14 protein-coding genes are annotated in these 19,338 nt (G+C 37.6%); 4 read left to right on the top strand and 10 right to left on the bottom strand.

The window, feature by feature from the left end; all coding sequences use genetic code 11:
- Nucleotides 1-278: 278 nt before the first annotated feature.
- Nucleotides 279-734, bottom strand: a complete 456-nt coding sequence (locus tag D9O48_RS13590) for a single-stranded DNA-binding protein (protein ID WP_126973530.1) — start codon at nt 732-734, stop codon at nt 279-281.
- Between the two features lie 155 nt (nt 735-889).
- Between D9O48_RS13590 and mnmA the strand changes: the two genes are divergently transcribed.
- Complete coding sequence (mnmA, locus tag D9O48_RS13585) at nt 890-2,002, top strand: tRNA 2-thiouridine(34) synthase MnmA (protein WP_126973529.1); 1,113 nt, start codon at nt 890-892, stop codon at nt 2,000-2,002.
- Nucleotides 2,003-2,130: 128 nt separating this feature from the next.
- Here the strand turns inward: mnmA and D9O48_RS13580 are convergent, their stop codons facing one another.
- From D9O48_RS13580 to D9O48_RS13560, 5 genes are all read right to left on the bottom strand, one after another.
- Nucleotides 2,131-2,901 (bottom strand): LytR/AlgR family response regulator transcription factor, encoded by a 771-nt coding sequence (locus tag D9O48_RS13580; protein ID WP_126973528.1) that lies wholly within the window; start codon nt 2,899-2,901, stop codon nt 2,131-2,133.
- Between the two features lie 6 nt (nt 2,902-2,907).
- Complete coding sequence (locus tag D9O48_RS13575) at nt 2,908-3,936, bottom strand: sensor histidine kinase (protein WP_126973527.1); 1,029 nt, start codon at nt 3,934-3,936, stop codon at nt 2,908-2,910.
- A gap of 114 nt (nt 3,937-4,050) precedes the next feature.
- The gene (locus tag D9O48_RS13570) at nt 4,051-4,788 is read right to left on the bottom strand and encodes a hypothetical protein (RefSeq protein WP_126973526.1); all 738 of its coding nucleotides are present in this window, start codon (nt 4,786-4,788) and stop codon (nt 4,051-4,053) included.
- 485 nt (nt 4,789-5,273) lie between these two features.
- Nucleotides 5,274-6,356 (bottom strand): baeRF3 domain-containing protein, encoded by a 1,083-nt coding sequence (locus D9O48_RS13565; protein WP_126973525.1) that lies wholly within the window; start codon nt 6,354-6,356, stop codon nt 5,274-5,276.
- 447 nt (nt 6,357-6,803) lie between these two features.
- Nucleotides 6,804-8,255, bottom strand: a complete 1,452-nt coding sequence (locus D9O48_RS13560) for a glycosyltransferase (RefSeq protein WP_126973524.1) — start codon at nt 8,253-8,255, stop codon at nt 6,804-6,806.
- Between the two features lie 671 nt (nt 8,256-8,926).
- On the opposite strand from D9O48_RS13560, the gene D9O48_RS13555 reads away from it, so the two are divergent.
- The 3 genes from D9O48_RS13555 to D9O48_RS13545 all read left to right on the top strand — a co-directional run bounded on the left by D9O48_RS13555 (nt 8,927) and on the right by D9O48_RS13545 (nt 12,056).
- The gene (locus D9O48_RS13555) at nt 8,927-10,168 is read left to right on the top strand and encodes a DEAD/DEAH box helicase (protein WP_126973523.1); all 1,242 of its coding nucleotides are present in this window, start codon (nt 8,927-8,929) and stop codon (nt 10,166-10,168) included.
- A gap of 373 nt (nt 10,169-10,541) precedes the next feature.
- Entirely contained in the window at nt 10,542-10,991 is a 450-nt protein-coding gene (locus D9O48_RS13550; RefSeq protein WP_126973522.1) for a cold-shock protein, read from the top strand.
- 36 nt (nt 10,992-11,027) lie between these two features.
- A complete protein-coding gene (locus tag D9O48_RS13545) occupies nt 11,028-12,056 on the top strand; it encodes a fatty acid desaturase (RefSeq protein ID WP_126973521.1) in 1,029 nt (342 codons plus the stop codon).
- A 138-nt stretch (nt 12,057-12,194) separates the two neighbouring features.
- On the opposite strand, the gene D9O48_RS13540 is transcribed toward D9O48_RS13545, so the two are convergent.
- From D9O48_RS13540 to D9O48_RS13525, 4 genes are all read right to left on the bottom strand, one after another.
- Nucleotides 12,195-12,998, bottom strand: coding sequence for a glycoside hydrolase family 16 protein (locus D9O48_RS13540; protein ID WP_126973520.1), 804 nt, complete (start codon nt 12,996-12,998; stop codon nt 12,195-12,197).
- Nucleotides 12,999-13,077: 79 nt separating this feature from the next.
- A complete protein-coding gene (locus D9O48_RS13535; protein ID WP_126973519.1) occupies nt 13,078-14,604 on the bottom strand; it encodes a SusD/RagB family nutrient-binding outer membrane lipoprotein in 1,527 nt (508 codons plus the stop codon).
- Nucleotides 14,605-14,628: 24 nt separating this feature from the next.
- The gene (locus D9O48_RS13530) at nt 14,629-18,078 is read right to left on the bottom strand and encodes a SusC/RagA family TonB-linked outer membrane protein (protein ID WP_233589246.1); all 3,450 of its coding nucleotides are present in this window, start codon (nt 18,076-18,078) and stop codon (nt 14,629-14,631) included.
- A gap of 168 nt (nt 18,079-18,246) precedes the next feature.
- A complete protein-coding gene (locus D9O48_RS13525) occupies nt 18,247-19,332 on the bottom strand; it encodes a FecR family protein (protein ID WP_126973518.1) in 1,086 nt (361 codons plus the stop codon).
- Nucleotides 19,333-19,338: the final 6 nt, after the last annotated feature.

Raw genomic sequence — 19,338 nt, 5'->3', positions numbered from 1 at the left:
ATTGCTTAATGTTCTTAATGTGAACATGAGATCTTTCAGTTATTAAGCATTCAGGAATTAAGCTGCTACTGCGCTTTGACTCTTTCTAGCTGCAGACTTCAATTTAAACATGAAGGGAATGAAGCGCTGTTGCTAACCCTCATTACCTTCATGTTTCCCATTGAGATTACAAAATATTCAACATTAAGAATTTAAAAGAATTAAGCAGCCGCTGCTACGCTTTAACTACACTCACCGCAACGGAATAAAAAATCCTCCTTTGAGGGGAGGATTATTATTTAGAAAGGTAAATCGTCAAAACTGTCGTTCATTGGAGGAGGAGCAGATTGCTGTTGAGGCATTGGGGCCGACTGATATCCGCCGCCACCGCCATAGTTTTGAGCCGGGGCTTCGCCAGCACCGCCGCCAGCATTATCACCTCTGCTTCCCAATAACTGAACTGAAGTAACTCTTAATGTTAAAGAAGCTCCTGTAGAACCGTCATTTTTAGGATAAGTTCTTACTTCCGGCTGGCCTTCAACATACACCTGAGTACCTCTGCGCAGATATGGTGCAATGGCAGTTCTGTCGGTCCAGTAAGCACACTCTACCCAAATTGTTCTGTCTTGTACCTGCCCTTGAGCATTCTTAAAACGTTCAGTATGAGCCACACTGAAATTAATCACACTTCTTCCGTTCACATTATTGGTAACACAGTCTTTACCAAGATTACCAATGACTTGTAATTTTATCATGCCGAATATTTTTCACAATTTTTTGAAATTCCTACTAAAATACGTTTTTTCAAAAGGAGTGCAAAGAAAGTTCATTTCTTAGATTTCTGCGAATTTAATTATCCGGGGGCCACGAACTATTTGTATCTTTGCTTGTTAATTTCAAAAAGTCAAAAATGAGTCGTAAAGGAAAAGTATTGGTAGCCATGAGTGGTGGGATTGATAGCACAGTCGCGGCCCTCATGCTTCACCACGAAGGATACGAAGTAATCGGAATTACCATGAAAACATGGGACTATGCAGCCTCCGGGGGCGGCAAGAAGGAAACCGGTTGCTGTAATGTTGACTCTTTTAATGACGCTCGTATGGCAGCCGTTCAACACGGTTTTCCACATTTTATATTAGATATTCGCGAAGAATTCGGTGATGCCGTGATTGATAATTTCGTAGAAGAATATATGGCGGGGCGCACACCCAACCCTTGTGTTATGTGCAATACCCATATTAAATGGAGAGCTTTGCTTAAAAGAGCCAATGCACTGGATTGTGAATTCATCGCCACCGGTCATTATGCAAATATTCACCAGCATACCAATGGCAGATTTTATCTCAGCAAAGGAATAGATGAACTGAAAGACCAGAGTTACGTGCTTTGGGGAATTCAGCAGGATCTGATGAGCAGAACCATTTTACCTTTAGGTAAATACAGAAAAACTGAAATCCGTCAGATGGCACTTGATTTCGGTTATCCGGAACTGGCCAAAAAAGCGGAAAGCTATGAGATCTGTTTCGTGCCCGATAATGATTACCGCGGTTTCTTAAAAAGAAGAGTGGACGGTTTAGAGCAACAGGTTGCCGGAGGTAATTTCGTAGACAAAAACGGTAAAATATTAGGAAAACACAAAGGTTATCCTTTTTATACCATCGGGCAACGCAAAGGTTTAGATATTACATTTGGTAAACCGGTATATGTTACCAACATTTTACCCGAATCAAATACCGTTGTGTTAGGAGATGAAATAGACCTGAACCAACAGGAAATGGTGGTATCTAAAATCAATTGGGTTAAATATAACGGAATTGAAGACGGACATGAAGCTATAACGAAAATCAGATATAAAGACAGAGGCACTACTTCTAATCTTTACAATCATGAAAATGGCATATTGGTTCGTTTTTATGATGACGCAAAAGGAATTGCTCCCGGCCAAAGCGCCGTTTTCTATGAAGGCAATGACCTCATAGGTGGTGGAATTATTCAACGTAATCAGCCTTTTCTTTTTCAATAAATTCTGATCCTGAAACATAGGAGGAATTAAGCACTTAATTCCTCCTATGTTTGACAGGTGAAATTTCGCCGCTGATTTGCGCAGATAATTTAATTTATAGTATGAATAGTGCAACTCTTAATTATTAATTATTCTTCCACCCACTCTCTAAACGATGCGGTACTACTCTGGCTTGTTGCCAGTAACTGTTGGTATCCTTTCATTTTGATTGCCACCACATTCTTAGAAGCCCGTTCAACACGTTCTATATATTCCTTATTGATCATCTCACTTCGGTTAATCCGGAAAAAAACTTTCGGGTCAATCAACTCTTCCAGCTCTTTCAACGTTGGCTGGGTCAGTAAATGTTTTTTTCCGTTATTATCATAAGCTGTTACCGTTGCAGCCTGCGCTTCGAAATAAACGATCTCCAGGATATCCAGGAAGTACATTCCTTTCGCAGCGTTAATAGATAAACGTTTCTTAAATTCTTTGGGTTTAAAATTTTGAGCATCAATAAAAGCCGACACTTTTTTTATCAGATTTTCTTTTTCGGTAAAATTCCTTAGCCTTTTAAATTTATCCCAGGCTTTCATGAAACGTTCAATAGAAAACGGCTTTAGCAGATATTCAATACCATTTGCTTCAAATGCGTCCATTAAGAACTGACTATATGCTGTGGTAAAAATGATCGGACTTGAAACTGTTACCTGCTTAAAGATATCAAATGCATTTCCGTCTTGCAGTTCTATATCACAAAAGATGAGATCAATGTTTGTGGTTTCTTTCAAAAAAATAACCGCCTCCTCAATTGTTGTCATTTCAGCTAATATATTCAACGGTTCGTTTAACTCTTCCAGAAATCGTTTGAGTTTTCTCCGCGCCGGAGCTTCATCTTCAATAATGAGTATATTGATCATTAGATGCTATTTTAAAATCAAAGGTAATGTAACAATAAACTTTTTTTGTTGCTCTTCGATTTGTACAGATTCGTTTGACAATAGCTTATATTGCTTTTCAAGATTTTTCAGCGACCTGCCACCATATTTTTTCTGAACAGGTTTAGGTAACAAGGTATTGCTCACCATTATTCTTTCATTGATATCAATTTGTATCAGAACAGGATTATTTTCTTTTCCCAGATTATGATCAACAACATTCTCTAATAGTAATTGAAGCGATAAAGGAGGAATTAAATAATTTTCAAAAGCTCCCTCTGATATCTCCAACCGGTAAGCATTTCCATATTTATGCTGAATCATCCGAAAATAACTTTTTGCGAAAATCAATTCATCTGACAAGTTTACTAATGCCTTTTCGGAGGTTTCCAACACATACCGGTATAATTCAGAAAAGTCGTTTAAAAATGCAGATGCTACTTTCTTATCTTCCTCAATTAACTGATCAAGTACATTCAGGTTATTAAATAAAAAGTGTGGATTCAATTGAGCTTTGAGTTGCGTTATCTTACTTTCTGATAACGCAGCATTGAATTCATTTATTTTTTTTGTATCTGCCTTATTCTTTTTCCAAAGATAATACGCTATAAAAAAACTACCGTAAATGCAGGTGTCCAGCAAATGGTCAAAGTTATTGAAGAGTACCTGTCGCAGACTGTAATTTCTATCGATCGTACCAAAAACCCATGAAATCAGAAACGAAAGCAGATTAATAAACGCGAGATAAACAATCATTGCAGAAACATACACTTTCAGGATATTAAAAAAATTCAGCTTCTGCTGCCGTTTTTCGTAAAATCCAATCCTCCTTCTGATAATAAGAAAAAGAACACAAACATCCACAAAAGTAAAAAGAGCAGCTTCCGGGGTAAATACATAAATATCTATAATTCTTCTCGAAAGCAAACGGTATTGTAACGATTGCACATATGAAAAGAGCAATACAAATCCCAAAAAATACCTGTTCAACCAGATTTTGTTGAATAGCTTATTCATGTATCCGCTTTTAGTGAATATTTTTGTAAATAACCGGTATCCGGGAACAGCAATCAGTACTAAAACACCGATTACTGTTTAGCCGGATACCTGTTTAAATAGCGTATAGTTTAATTATTCAGGAAAAGAGCTAACGATTTTTCCATTTCCATCATAAAATACAAGTTTAGCGTTATTATTTTTATCAACATAAAACATTGCTCTTGTTTTACCCTGATTATCGAATAAGAACAAGCCATTGTTTTCAGAAGGTGTTTGTCCGAGTTTAATGCGCTGTACGCCGCCAATCAGCCCTTTTTGTTCGTATTCCTTATATTTCTCACGTGCTTTTGCAGGATCAGTTTTAGCTATTTCATCAATTTCTCTGAAAATTTCATCCATCCCTTGTTGTGTAGCATTGAGAGGGCCGTCATTAAAAACCAGTGAGCTGGCAATCGTTCTTTTGTCGCCTTTTTTATAATCCTGCATTAACAACTGCATTACCTGGTCGCCGTCATACTGATCATAGGTTAAAGACATTCCGGCACTATGCCCGTCGGCTCTTTTAGAACCATCATAAATAAACCCACCGCATTCCATACCTTCTTCGTTGAAGAACAACATACCTGAACGTTTTTTTCTGTCAACATTAGTCGGTCTTCCGTTAATCGTATCCTTCCCATTCGGAAAACGGTCAACGTTTGTAATAACCATTTTAACAGTGCCATCTGCCTCCACAATGTTGATTCGTTGTACATCTATTTCATCGAAGCTTACTTTCTGAGTTTGCTTAAAAGCTACTGAAGTAATCGTAACAACCAATACGGCTGTTGTAATAGCAAATGTTCTTAAAAAAACTAATTCTTTGTTCATATTGTTATTATTTGTTTTTGATTGATAACAATACAAATCTAGCATGCAGGTGAATGTAAGAAAGGTTCATTCTAATGAACAAGGGAAAGAATCGAATGAAGAAAGGAAAACACCAATGAATGGATTGACGGGGCAAAGAGAAGTATTCTAAAACAGAAAGGTCTATTCTAATAAGATACATCTTTTATACGACAGTACCAAATTACGTTTTAAGGCAATAAGAATAGGAATAGCTTCCAAAAAGCTCTTACGGCGGTTGAAAAATTTTACAACTTACAAGCCCTGACGAGTTTCAATTTGGATAGTAAAAGAATTAAATAAGCATTGAGTGTTTAAAAAACAAGCTTGCATTGGAGGATAGTAGTAGGTTCAGCTTACATAAATAAAAATAATGAAGAGTCAGGAGACTTAACAAACCGGATCAAACAGACTGTTCTTTTCGTATTTGCTGCTCCCAACTCTTACTTAAAATTTATAATATTTCTTTAGTAGCGAACTTTCAAGGCAATTTGCCCTAAATTATTCAGAGACTCTTGAGATGTAAATACAACGCGGCCGTTTTTTGATAAAGTTTCCCAGGCGATGCTGCTCACAATATCATCAACCGCTTCAGGGGTAGCAGGATCGTCTATATAATCGAATGTACGGTCACCGGTCATCATCGCCGGCTGTGTATAGTTCATATTAACTACCAGTAAATCAGCGCGTCCATCAATAGAAGCCTGATAAATTTCCTGTAAATCGGTCACTACTTTACCCTGACTGATTGCTGCCTGTACTTCTTCGATAGCAGCGGTTCTACGTTTGAATTGCAGGTCTTTGATAAATTCCCAGGCTTGTGTTGCCAATTGATGTACGCTGGCATTATTATAATCTTTAGAAACATTACCGAGATAAATACCTGGTTTATTAGCCACTTCCATTAAATGTCTGTAATTTTCTTCTGTACAGATCACCACACAGCCGAGATCTGTACCATTGTGAATTTTCACAAAAGCCTGATCAACTTTATTAATGTATTCACGGATCATGTTGTCGACCTGTTTACCGTCACTTGCTTTTTCTGCATTCGGTAAAAAGTAAGGCGTAGCGGGGTAAGGAAATTCACCTTCTTTGATTTCTTCAACAATACGATCATTCACTGCATCATAGAGCTGCACTCCGCTTTGCGATAATACCATAATATAATACTCTTCTACTCTGTTCGAAGATTTAATCAGCGAACGTACTGCAAACCGGTCATCCACCTGTACTGAATTATGTGCAACCGGCCACATTGATTTAATAATTTCTTTAGTATCATTCGATAGAAAAATATGTAAGCTATCAAGATTATAATTCACGTCAATAGTATCTTCCACTGCGTATAATTTATCCAGCAATCCTTTCACTTCTCTTTTACCGTATAGCTCCAGTATTCTGTTTTCGGCATCTTTCACTAAATTCTTTAATAGAATTTTATCCTGCTCACTATCCGGATGTGTTCTGTGTGTATTCAAAGAAATGGTTACACACGGATGATTTACTTCCTGTCCCAGTGATATTAATTTTTGTTCAATTGTCTTCATGATAGTTATGCTCTTTTAATGTTCGATAATAAAATTCCAAATTTTCATTTTGCAACAGCCTGACAGGCCATTACCACTTTATTGATAACAGAAGAAAATAATCTAATCGTTTGTGTTGACAATAATGCCACACATCTATTTAAGCTACTTCAGGATATATACACATTGGGGGTAAAGATCATTCAACGGAATGATCAGGGAGCAACCAAAAGGTTGTAGGGTAAATATATGAAATTTCGTTTAAATAACACAGTAACCTACGGCTGGCAAACATTAAAATACAATGAGAATTCGCGGGTCATTTAGCGCAGAAAGAGCACACAAATAATAAGTTACATTATTATTACAATAATCAATTATTCTATCGTTGTTTAAACACATCTACATGCTGATAAAAAAACGACCGGCGTGATGCCGGTCGTTTTAAACTATATTCTAAAAACCATTTTATTTTGTTTCCGGTAAATTCCGGGTGAGCCAACCACTTCTGCCTGCTGTTGCGATAGCATAGGGAGTAATCCAGAATAAACTGAATGCATAAAAAATACTGTAAGGGTATGCCCAGAAACATTCTGCCAAACTATATGATTTAGCATAGAAGAAAGCCTGCACGCTGGAAAATACAAGAATACTCAGTAAAACGGAGCTGACAAATATAATCGGATGCGTGGTGATAAAAACAAACATCAGAATCGTCATCGGAATAGATAACATTACCTTTAACCACTGATTCAATAATAATATTCTGGTGCCGGCTTTACTACCTTCCCGGAAGTTTTTAAAAGCAAACTTACTCATCATAATATTCTCACGTACATTACTTCTTTCCCAACGAATAAACATTTTATACAGGTTTTTATATTTTTCAGGCGTTTTAGTATACACGTAAGCATTTTTCTGAAATAATACATGATAACCTTGTTTGAGAATCATGTTAGTCATTGCACGGTCTTCACCAATATCCGAAGGCTGTCCCATAAAAGTTTGATCAACCCATTCAGAAAGACAATTCATCACAGCATCGCGGCGATACGCTGCTAAAGCGCCTGGCGTACATAATACCGACCCCATCATACTTTGAGCAGAACGAACGAACTCGAAACTGAATACGAAACTTACATTCAGCATTCTCGGAATAATTGCGTTGGTTTTATTTAACACACGTACGTTTCCTGCTACTGCCCCACATTGATCGTTCAGAACGAACGGACTTACCAGATTACGCAATGTATCTTTTCTAACAACAGAATCACTATCAACCGTTACAAAAATATCACCGGTACCTAATTGGAAACCGCGATATAAAGCCTGTCGTTTTCCTTTATTTTCTGGTTGCTGATAGATGGATAACTGATCACCTAAAACGGCTTTCGCTTTTTTCATCCAGTACCAGGTATCATCCTGACTACCGTCATCAATAGCAATCAATTGTAATTTTTCTTTAGGATAATTACTTTCGGCTAAACTCATTAATGTTTCCCAAACTAATTCTCCTTCATTATAAGCGGGTACAATTACAGTACATATTGGTAATTTTTCGAGTGAAACAGATTTAGTAGCCTTGTATCTGAAATACAAAACAAACATGAATACCAGAAAACAAACTTTAACTGCTAAAAGCGCTAATGTAAAAACAATGAACACCGTTCCCCAGAAAGTAGCAAGTCTTTCAGCGCGTAATTGTTCAAAATACGGTGATAAATAATAAGCAGCGAAAACACTACTCAATAACAAGATGAAAGTTCCTGCCAATACCCAATACTCTGAAGTTTTAAGATTCGTATCAACAGTTTCTCTAACTCGCTCTTCTGTATTTTTTGGCTTCACCGAAGCGTAAGAAGAACGAGGCGAATTCGGCAAAACGGGTGCCTCTGTTTTATCGTTGCTAACATCTATCATGGTCTAAACTTTTCGAATTTTCAATGAGGTTATGGATAAAAAATGTAGTATTGAATACTACATCTTTTATTTTGAGCTCATAAGGCAAAGCCTATGCCATAATAAAAATCAGCTGTAAATAAAATATTAAAATAGCATTATAATCAAAAACACATGCTCATAGATAACTGATATGCAATTATATACACGCATCATTAGAAACAGATTATAAACAAAAAATGAGAATGATAAAATAATACAGCATTATTTTGCATCACACAATGCTTATAAAACAAATTACTATAACCTTTCATTAACTGAATGTTATTTTTCTAAATCAAAAAAAAACGATGGTGTGGGCAAATATTTTTTGCATTGATAAAATCGTATATCGTATACACTATAACGTTATTAAATAAAAAAAATCGTAAGCCCTTCATATCGCCCAAAAAAACATTTTCAATCTTCTATACGAAAATCAGCCTTATTGCTACAACAAGCAAGTTATCAATCTGATTATTAACTCATTATGATAGAACTTCATTATTCACTTAAAAGTTGTATCTTTGCATTCTTATATGTTAGATCCCACCTATTTGCTCTCTCCTCAAATACAGTGTCAGGTTATAACGTAGGGCGAGTAAAGTATCTTCAGGATAGCCTTACTACATTATTTATTAAAAAATATTCAATTGTCATTTAAAAATTTAATGTTGGCAGAACCCTTATTAAGGGTGCTCAACGAAATCAGCTATAATACTCCCACTCCGATTCAGGAAAAAACCATTCCGGTGTTGTTACAAAAAAGAGATGTATTAGGCTGTGCACAAACAGGAACAGGAAAAACTGCGGCCTATTCACTTCCGCTGTTACATTTGTTAAACGAAAAACATGTTCCCAATAAAAAACCTGCTGTAAGAGCGTTAATCTTAACACCTACGCGCGAATTAGCCATTCAGGTATCAGACAGTATTGCTTTATATACACGTTATCTTCCTTTACAACATCTGGCACTTTATGGTGGTGTTCCGAAATTTAACCAGATTAGAAAATTACGCCAGGGTGTTGACGTGCTCATTGCAACGCCGGGTCGTTTACTGGATATGATGCAGGAAAAACATGTTTCATTAAATCAGGTAGAGTTTTTTGTATTAGATGAAGCCGATCACATGCTGGATCTTGGATTTATTCATGATGTAAGAAGAGTTATTTCAAAACTTCCATCTAAACGACAAACAATTTTATTATCGGCAACAATGCCTGCTAATGTAAAGCAACTGGCAGCAGGGTTACTGAATAATCCTGAAAAAATTGAAATTGCAAAGGTTGAACCAAAAGAAGAATTAATTGAGCAGGCGCTTTATTATGTAGATAAACCGAATAAACGTCATTTGTTATTGCACATTCTCAAAACGGAAGCAATTGATACAGCGATTGTTTTCTCGAGAACAAAACACGGGGCTGATAAAATTGCGAAATTCATTAACAATTCCGGTATCAAAGCCGAAGCCATTCACGGTAATAAATCGCAAAATTCAAGACAAAGCACCCTTGAAAATTTCATTAATAAGACAACCAGAATTTTAGTAGCAACTGATATTGCAGCACGCGGAATTGACATTAAAGGTGTTAGTCATGTAATAAATTTCGACCTTCCTGAATCAGCCGAAACTTACGTACATCGTATAGGCAGAACCGGTAGAGCTGGTGTAAAAGGTATTGCAATTTCATTTTGTGAAGATGAAGAACGTTCTTATTTAAGAGATATTCAAAAGTTAATCGCGAAAACAATTCCGATTGTTAAAAACCATCCGTACGATGTTCCGTATAAATATGGTAATGAAACCACTGAAAAGAAGGAAGTTGCCTCTTTCACTCCTTTCAGAAACGGAGGTTCGCGTAGAAAAAGAACTTTTACACAAGCTTCTTTCTAAAGTTAATCCACCGGCTATAATGAATAAACTCATCGAGTTTGCCGGAAACATATAAAACGAAACAAAGGAAAGTCAGATGAACAACATGACCTAAAGCACTGACTTTCCTTCTGTTATACACATCAGTACCATTTTTGCAGCCCCGCTTTTGTCTATAAAATATCTGTTAACTTTTTTGCCATTTAGGCAAACATCTGTTAAATAATTTCATTATATCAAAGAGAAATCTTAGATTTATTCAAATCGCTACTGCACTTAGTACTATTTTTTATGCTGCTCAGCAATCTGCATTTTAACTTATCCTACTAGATGCCCGAAATAAAGAGTACTTCATTAAAGATGATCGTATTCATTGTGAACAAAAAAATTAATAATGGCTAAATCAAAAGAAACCTTTCAAAAGAGAGAAAAAGAAAAAAAGAGAATTAAAATTAAGCAAGAGAAACAACAAAAAAGAGAAGAAAGAAAAACCTCTAAAAAAGAGGGTGATTCCTTCGACAGTATGATTGCTTATGTTGATGAAAACGGGAATATCACAGATACTCCACCAGACTTTTCGAGAAGGAAAGAGATTAATGTAGAAGACATAGTAATCGGAGTACCTAAACAAGAGGAAATTACAGATGATATCCGCCAGGGGGTAGTAAGTTTCTTTAATAAAGCAAAAGGGTTCGGTTTTATTATTGAAACCGGAAAAAGTGAAAAATACTTTTTCCATGTGAATGACTTGTCTGAGTTAATAGACGAGGGCGACAAAGTGGATTTTCAGATAGAACGTGGTCCGAGAGGATTAAACGCAACAGCAATCACGAGGCAAAAATAACCTGCCTCATTTTTTTATAAAATAATACTTATTCTAATGGCCTTTATCGATCATATTCTTCAGGAACCCTCTTATGGATGGACTACTCCGGAAGGAACTTTAAAAGTTCCGACTAAAGGCCAGCTATGGAAAGAAGCTTTCTCGCGGATTAATATATTCCGTTGCAAAAAGAACTGGATATCTCTCATGAGCTGGTTAATGGTTCTATGCATGGTACCGTTCCTGTATTTATTCATCTTTCACCATTTTTCATGGTTGTTACTGATTGTATTAATCGCTTATAGTTTAATATACATGGGTACACACGGTACTATATGGTTCCATAGATTCTGTACGCACAGAGCTTATAAATTCAGTAATCCTGCTTGGCGTGTCATAACACAGAACCTTGCCATCAAAACCTTTCCTGAGGAGATTTATGTAGTATCACACCATGTACATCATGCAAAATCTGATATGCCCGGAGATCCATATAATCCCGGTGGTGGATTTTTATATTGTATGCTATCTGATGTAAATCATCAAAGCATCAATAAAAATCTCGACGAGCGCGACTATACAAAAGCATCCCGGTTAATGCAGCATACAGGCATCGTATCGAACTCTTATACGCAGTATAAGAGATGGGGTTCTATTACACATCCGGGGTATGCAACTCTTTTATGGTTATTAAACTGGGGATTTTGGTTTGCGATATTATATATGATCGGTGGAATGGCAATGGTTTCTGCCATTTTCACAGCAGCAATGATGTGGTTTATACTGGTGAGGGCATTTAACTATACCGGTCATGGAAAAGGAGAAGCAAAACATATTGACGGAATTGATTTTGACCGGAGCAATTTATCCATCAACCAAACAAGACCAGGGCTCTTTACCGGTGAGTGGCACAATAATCACCATCTCTATCCGGGAAGTGCCAGAGCTGGCTTTTTGCCTTATCAGTTAGACCTGGCCTGGATATACATCTTCTGTATGCATAAGATTGGAATAGTTTCTTCCTATCATGATTCTAAAAAAGAATTTATGAGAAAGTATCAGGAAAACAGAAAAAACCAGCTGTAACAATATATTTAATTCATACTGTATCAGTTCAGAGCTTTTGAGGTATTAAAAGACTGGTAGCAGATGAGCCATCAATAAAAAAGCCGGTGTAAATACACCGGCCAGAGGTTGCTTCTTACCTTATTTGAATTGACGTAACTATTTTGAATTTTCCTTCTGATAAACACGTACATAATCAACTTCCATTGTAGCCGGGAAAACAGTTTCATCTACACCCATTTTTCCACCCCAGTTGCCACCAACAGCAAGATTCAGGATGAAATAAAAGGGCTGATCAAACGGCCATTCTTTTTCAGAAAGGTGTTCATTGATAACTGTATTATATACTTGTCCATCTACAAAAAATTCAATTTTTTCAGGAGTCCATTCGATTCCATAAATATGAAAATCAGTATATGGATCAGCCAGGAAAATAGCTTTTGTTTTTTCTGTTTTTTTGATATGATTATAAGAATCTGAGTGAATCGTGCCATAGATACTGTCTTTTTCATATCCTACGTGTTCCATGATATCGATTTCACCACTGAGGGGCCATCCTTTTTCGTGAATATTGTCGCCCAGCATCCATATAGCAGGCCACAATCCTCTTCCGGCAGGAAGTTTAGCACGGATTTCCATTCTACCGTATGTAAAACTGGCTTTGTTATGTGTAATTAATCTGGCAGAAGTATAACCTTTTCCTTCAATGGAATCTTGTTTAGCAACAATTTTCAGTATTCCGTTTTCTACAAATGCATTTCCGGCTTCTTTTTCAGTATAGAATTGTAGTTCATTATTTCCCCATCCATACACATTTCCTTTCGTTTCAAAACTCCATTTGGTAGAATCTGGTAACCCGTTTACATCAAATTCATCAGCCCAGGTCAATTTCCATTCTTCTTTATCATCACAAGAAACCATTGCTGTCATCAACAAGAACAAAGAAAGTTTTATATATCTCATCCAATAATGTTTTTAAATACAATAAAAAGAATAAAACCGGTATCCACAAGAGCGGATGACCGGTTTTATATATTTTAACTTATTTTAACAACCACATCAGTTGATTCACTTCATCAATACCACCGTATTGGCGTTCTAAAGCCTGTACCAGGTTAGTATGATTTTGAGTTACTTCAACACCAGGATACATCCAACGAACCGGAATAGCCTCTCTCTTATTTTCATTCATAGAAGTGGCAGGATCAATTGGAAATTCAGGATATCCCGTACGACGATACTCATAATAAGACTGAATCGGATCCTGCATGAAATTCAGGAAGTATTTCTGTATCCAGATTTGCTTTAACTGATCAGCAGCTGTTGCTTTGAAGGCAGCTTCACCGCTAAAGTAATTGGTGATATAGTTCTGATCAATTGGCATACCATGTGCATAAGAAGCTGTTGTTTCCATCAGATGTTTTAATGCAGCTGCGGTACCTGTTTCATAATAACTCTGCGGTGTGCCGGTGCTAATCCAACCGAGAATACGAGCTTCAGCAAGTATTAATTGTTGTTCTGCATAAGTCATCAGCATACGCGGATCACTGCTAACATTGTTCAGATATCTTAAATTAATGATTGAGTAAGCCCCTGTAAGGTGCGCAGCAGTTACCGCATCATAGTTATCCTCCACATCAGCTCCAACATACGCATCAGGATCTGTTTGTAGCTTTCCGCCCAGTATCTGAGCAGCAGCAGGTTCTGCATAATAGAACATGCGGCGGTCGTTGTATTTTTTCAACTCATTAATCAATAATGAACTAACAATAGTACGGCTGGTAATTACATTATTCGTACTAAATACAGGGTGCATATTAATAGCATTGTAATTCAATCCTAAGAATCCTGTTGTTTCAGTCATTAAGAAACCTCCCTGTACAACATCAGCAAACTCTTGTGCGATATTGATACTGGTATTACCTGCTTTGTTACTTAGAGAAAGTAATACTTTCAAACGGAAAGCATTTACTGCTCTGCGCCATTTATCAGGATTACCGGCATATGGCGTAGGGTCACCTGAGAATGTAGTTCCTGCAGCAAATAACTGATCAGCTTCTCTTAATTCTGCCAAAATACCACGGAAAACTTCTTCCTGAGTATCATAAGGTATATTGATCACACCTTCTTCACCTTTACCGGTTTGAGAATAAGGGATATCCCCTACTTTCATTGTGATCTGATAAAACATATAAGCGCGGCTGAATTTCGCTAAACCTTTGTATGAATTCTCTGAAGGAGTACCTGTAGCATACATCACCATTTTCTCAACATTCGGTAACAAGGTCATGTTACTGAAATCTGTTGTTCCCAGATAGTTATATTGAGACGACATGATATTTTGGTTTGCATAAGCTACATACTTTGCTACACCGTTATCAGATATGTAAGCCATCGCGTCACGGCCTGAAAATTTCAAATTTTTCAGAATTACGTTAGTGGCCAGCATAGTGGCATTCACGTTTACCGTAGCGTCAGGATTCGTATTAATTTCACTAAACTTATTGCAGCCGGAGCCCAGCATTACATAACAAGCTGCCGTCACTGCGAATATTATATTACGTTTCATTGTTCTAAAGATTTTATGTGTTTACTAGAAATCCAGTCTGATGTTAAACCCGATATATCTTAAAGAAGGGTCTGTAAAGTTTTCAGTACCTCCATCGATATCAGAGTATTTAAACTGTTTTGCCCAGTAGATAAGGTTCTGTCCTACAACAGAAGCCGACACATTTTTAAAAGGTAATTTATTCGTTAATGATGCAGGGAACATATAGGTTAATGAAACTTCTCTTAACTTAAAGAAAGTAGTAGAATAAAGATCTACCGGAGAAGGGTTTCCACCCCATGCTGTTCCTTTATGTAGTCCTTCCAGATAAGATTTATAAGTTGTATAAACGTCATTTTTTGCAAAAACGCGGGTATCGTTTACCACCTGATTATTTGCATCATAGGTAATTGCACCAGATACTACTTTTACACCTTCAGCCAGATAATTTCTGGTACCAGGGTTTGTTGCATCCTGGTAACGGGCTTCTGTCAGAGAGTTCGGGTGATTACCTGATCTCCACATATACATCTCTGTAACTGACTGAGCCAGGCCGCCTACACGTCCGTCAACAGAAGCAGCAAATACAAAGTTTTTATAAGCGACAGAAGTATTAATACCCCATGTCCAGTCCGGATCTGAATATCCTGCTAAAGACAAGATTGGTTTATAAGTAGGAATACCATTATTCATTACAACATTTCCATCACGGTCTGTCTGATATTCATTATACACATAATGATCGGTACGCTTACCGGTAGCTACCCATTCTCTGCCCTGTACAGCATATTTCGGGTCGATTTTGGTATAGTAGCTCGCGAATTTAGACCAGTTCAAACCGATATCCCAACGAACATCTTTTGTTTTAACAGGTGTTACATTCATTGAAATCTCCCAACCACGGCGCGTTGTTTCGTCATCAGTGTTAGTATAAACGTTGCTAAAACCAGAACCATGACTGATAGATGTCATTCTTAGAGGTTTCGCAAATGTTTTGGTATAATAAGTAACATCAAACATTAATCTGCTGCCGAATAATCCGATTTGCGTACCAAACTCTGTTGAAGTAGACTCAAAAGAGAATACATCACTCGGGCGAATTGCCGTAGGATAAGTAGCCGTAGGTAAACCAGCCCATTGGTTAGTAGCAATAGAGTAAACATTATTGATTTCATAAATATTCGGACTACCTTTCGACATTGTCCAGTTACCACGAACCTTCCAGATTGATAACCATGGTTGAACCGGTAATAAATCAGATAATACCAAACTACCCGATAGTGACGGATAGAAATAAGAACGTGTTGATTGCGGCAAAGAAGAAGTCCAGTCATTTCTGAAAGTACCTTCGAGGAAAGCCAGATTACGCCAGCTGATGCCTACTCTACCGAATACGCTATTGGTTTGTTTTCTCCATACACCTGATAATACTGCAGCCGGATTCATTGAAGCTCTTAAAGAATAATAGCCTGGAACAGAAAGTCCGCCTTGTGTACGTGCTTCCATTGACTCATCTTCTCTATAATAAACAGATCCACCTACAAAACCGTCGAAGCGGAAATCATTGTATGCAAAATCTCCCATTAACATAGCTTCGGTGTTGGTGCTGAATCCGCGGCTGATACCCATATTGTATGAGCCTCTTAATGATTCGCCCCAGATTTCAGTACCGTTGTTCATTACTTTAGAGTTACCGCCTCCCTGGAATGAACCCTGGGAAATTCTAACTTCCTGTTTGCTGCTATAAGTATCATAACCGGTACGAACAGTGGCTTTCAGCCCTTTCATGAAGTCATAGTTCATAGTCAACTGACCGTTGAAGATATCTTTATTATAAGGGCGTATACGCTCATATCTGTCAAAGTACGGGTTATTATTACCTGCAGTATAACTACTGTTTTGTTGTTCGTTCGGAACCAACCAGTAATCTTTATAATCTAAGATATTCCAATCAGGAGAACCCCATATTAAAAGACTATACATCGGATCATATCCGGTATAACCTCCGAAACCTAAGTTAGGAGACTGGTGTTTGTTATAAGAGATAGAAGTAGATAAAGAGAATTTATCCAAGCGGATATCTCCACCTACACTGTAAGTAACTTTATCGAATTTAGAATTAGGATAAGTTCCTTTGTTATTTACCCATGTGGCTGATGCACGGAAACCACCCAACTCACCTCTCTGAGCAATACTCAGGTTATTATTGATAATATGCCCCTGCTCTAAAAAGTTTTTAAAGTTATTAGCACCTCTTGGCAGATAAGCCATTGGCTGCATTGATTTGCTGATCGGATCCCATTGAATCACTTCCTGTCCTTCTAAAGGAAGCCCCCATGAACCGTCACCACTACGAACATAAGTATTGGTAGCTGTATTTACCACACGTCCGTACTGGCCTTGCATTTCAGGAATAGCGAGGTATCCGGCTTCAAACATATTACTGCTATTGAAAGAAACAGATAAACCTTTACCGCTTGCTCCTTTATGCGTACTGATCATGATTGCACCGCTACCTCCGCGCTCACCATATAAGGCAGAAGCAGTAGCACCTTTCAGAAAGTTGATTGATTCAATATCATCCTGAGGAACATCACGCAGCGTCATGTTACCATACGGAACTCCGTCAATTACGATCAATGGAGTTTCACCACGCATGGTTAATTCAGGCGCCTGTGCAAATTCAGAGCTGTTTTTTACGATCATACCGGAAACTTTACCGGTAAGAGAAGTGGCTACATCTACCCCTTTTACAGTTTGTAATGTAGAACCATCCACCGCCTGTGTAGCATATCCCAGCGCTCTTTCTTTTCTGCGCACGCCTAAAGCGGTTACTACAACATTTTCGAGTTCCGTTATTTTTTTCTTCAATACAACGAGGTTATTCTCCGCACTTGTGGCTTTTAATTCATAAGCCTCGTGACCCACACTCGTAAATACCAATGTCACCTGATCATTGGGTACAACAATAGAAAAACGTCCGTTTGCATCTGTTGTTACTACTACGTTGGATGCTTTAATCGAAACAGTAGCTCCTGCTACCGGTTCACCCGTTTCATCAATCACACGGCCGCTAATTGTTTTATCATTTCTGATAATGCTGTTTTCAAGTACAGTATTATTAGCTGTTACCGGAGACCTGAAGAGAACGATTTTATCATCTACCACTTCATAGCTGATTTGCAATGTGGCAAGAATTTCATCCAGAAATACACCAATTGACTGATTACGTGCGGTTAAACTAAACTGACGATTCGCATCAATGGCATTTACACTATAAGAAAAAGGAACTTTGGTTTGGGTTTGGATGGCTCCGATCACCGAACTCAAAGGTTTATTTTTAATATCCAGCGTAAATTTTCTTGTTAGAACTTCCTGTCCGTTGACTTCATTTGCATACAGAGAACTTATTGTTATCAATACCAGTGCTATTTGAGCAATTGTTATTCTCATGGCAAAGCATATTGAAGCAACCAGTTGTTGCTTATTTTTCATATATTTAAACTGTTTTTGTTTTGAGAATAGAATAAAAACGCAGTGAAGCTGAAAGGCTTCTCAGAGCCGAACTGTGCGCCAACACATTCGGCTCTTCTTCATTTATACAATATCATGGGGGGCATCTTTTTTTCATACAGCAATAGTGGGGTTGGTGAGTTAATTCATTTAATGACACCCATTGCCTTTCATCAGAATTTCAGTTCCCTTCAATTCGTACGAAGACTGTGTCGTTAAACATATAATTTTCAGTTGTGTAAATAAATCGTTGTCAGACAGATCACCGGTAAATAAACAGTCCCCAAGGGCTACATTTTCCAGATTGATTTCAATACCATAGGCGGTTTCTAACTCACGAAAAATGTCGGATAGTTTCTGGTGTTCGTATTTGAAACTGATTTGCTTTACAGCTTCTACAGGAGTTTCACTTTCTTTTACTACTACTTGCGGGCTGGCTACCAACGTAGCAAATAATACTCTTTTACCCGTTTCATAAATAGCTTTCTGATTGGGAGTCAGAATCACCGCAGGAACATCTTCCGACGGTTTATTCAGTGCACGAATATTTTCAGACACTTGTACACGTCCGGTTTTAACCGCTACTTCTTCCACACCTGTCTGAGGGTCCATGCGAATCAGGAAACTGGTTCCCAATACACGGGTGGTAATATGGCGGCTATGTACAAGGAAAGGTTTTGTAACGTCGGGAGATACTTCAAAAAAGGCATCTCCTTCCATGTAAACTTCTCTGAGTGTATCAGAGAACTGAGAAGGATAATATAAAGAAGCACCCGGATGTAAAGTAACACGGCTTCCGTCGTTCATTACCAGCAACTGCAACGTGTCACTTTCATTCAACTGGCGAAACTGCATCTGCTCTACCTGAGCAGCAAAATAGTTTTGTTCTTCTTTATTATTGAGTAGCAAAAATAATCCGGCCGTCAGGGCTAAAACTACTGCGGCGGCAGTCGATAATCGGAAAAACAGGCGGCGGGATGGTTTTTCGGGAATAGTTTCAATGAAGTTACCAGATGACTGAAGAATGGTTTGAATAATTTCTTCAGAAGCACGACCGGGCATGCCGGCATTTTCAGTAATCGGTGTATTTTGGAGGCTCGTCAGAATATGAGCATCCAATTTATCATCATAATCACTGGTTATCAATAAATTAAAAAATTGCTCCTTTTCTTCAGGAGTAATTTTTTCAGATAGATATCTATCTAATAAATAGTCAAACTGCTCGTTAGAATTCATATACGA

The organism is Gynurincola endophyticus, assembly GCF_003991195.1.
Lineage (GTDB): Bacteria > Bacteroidota > Bacteroidia > Chitinophagales > Chitinophagaceae > Gynurincola > Gynurincola endophyticus.
The sequence above is the reverse complement of the archived record's forward strand: the minus strand, read 5'-3'. Positions and strand labels throughout refer to the sequence as shown.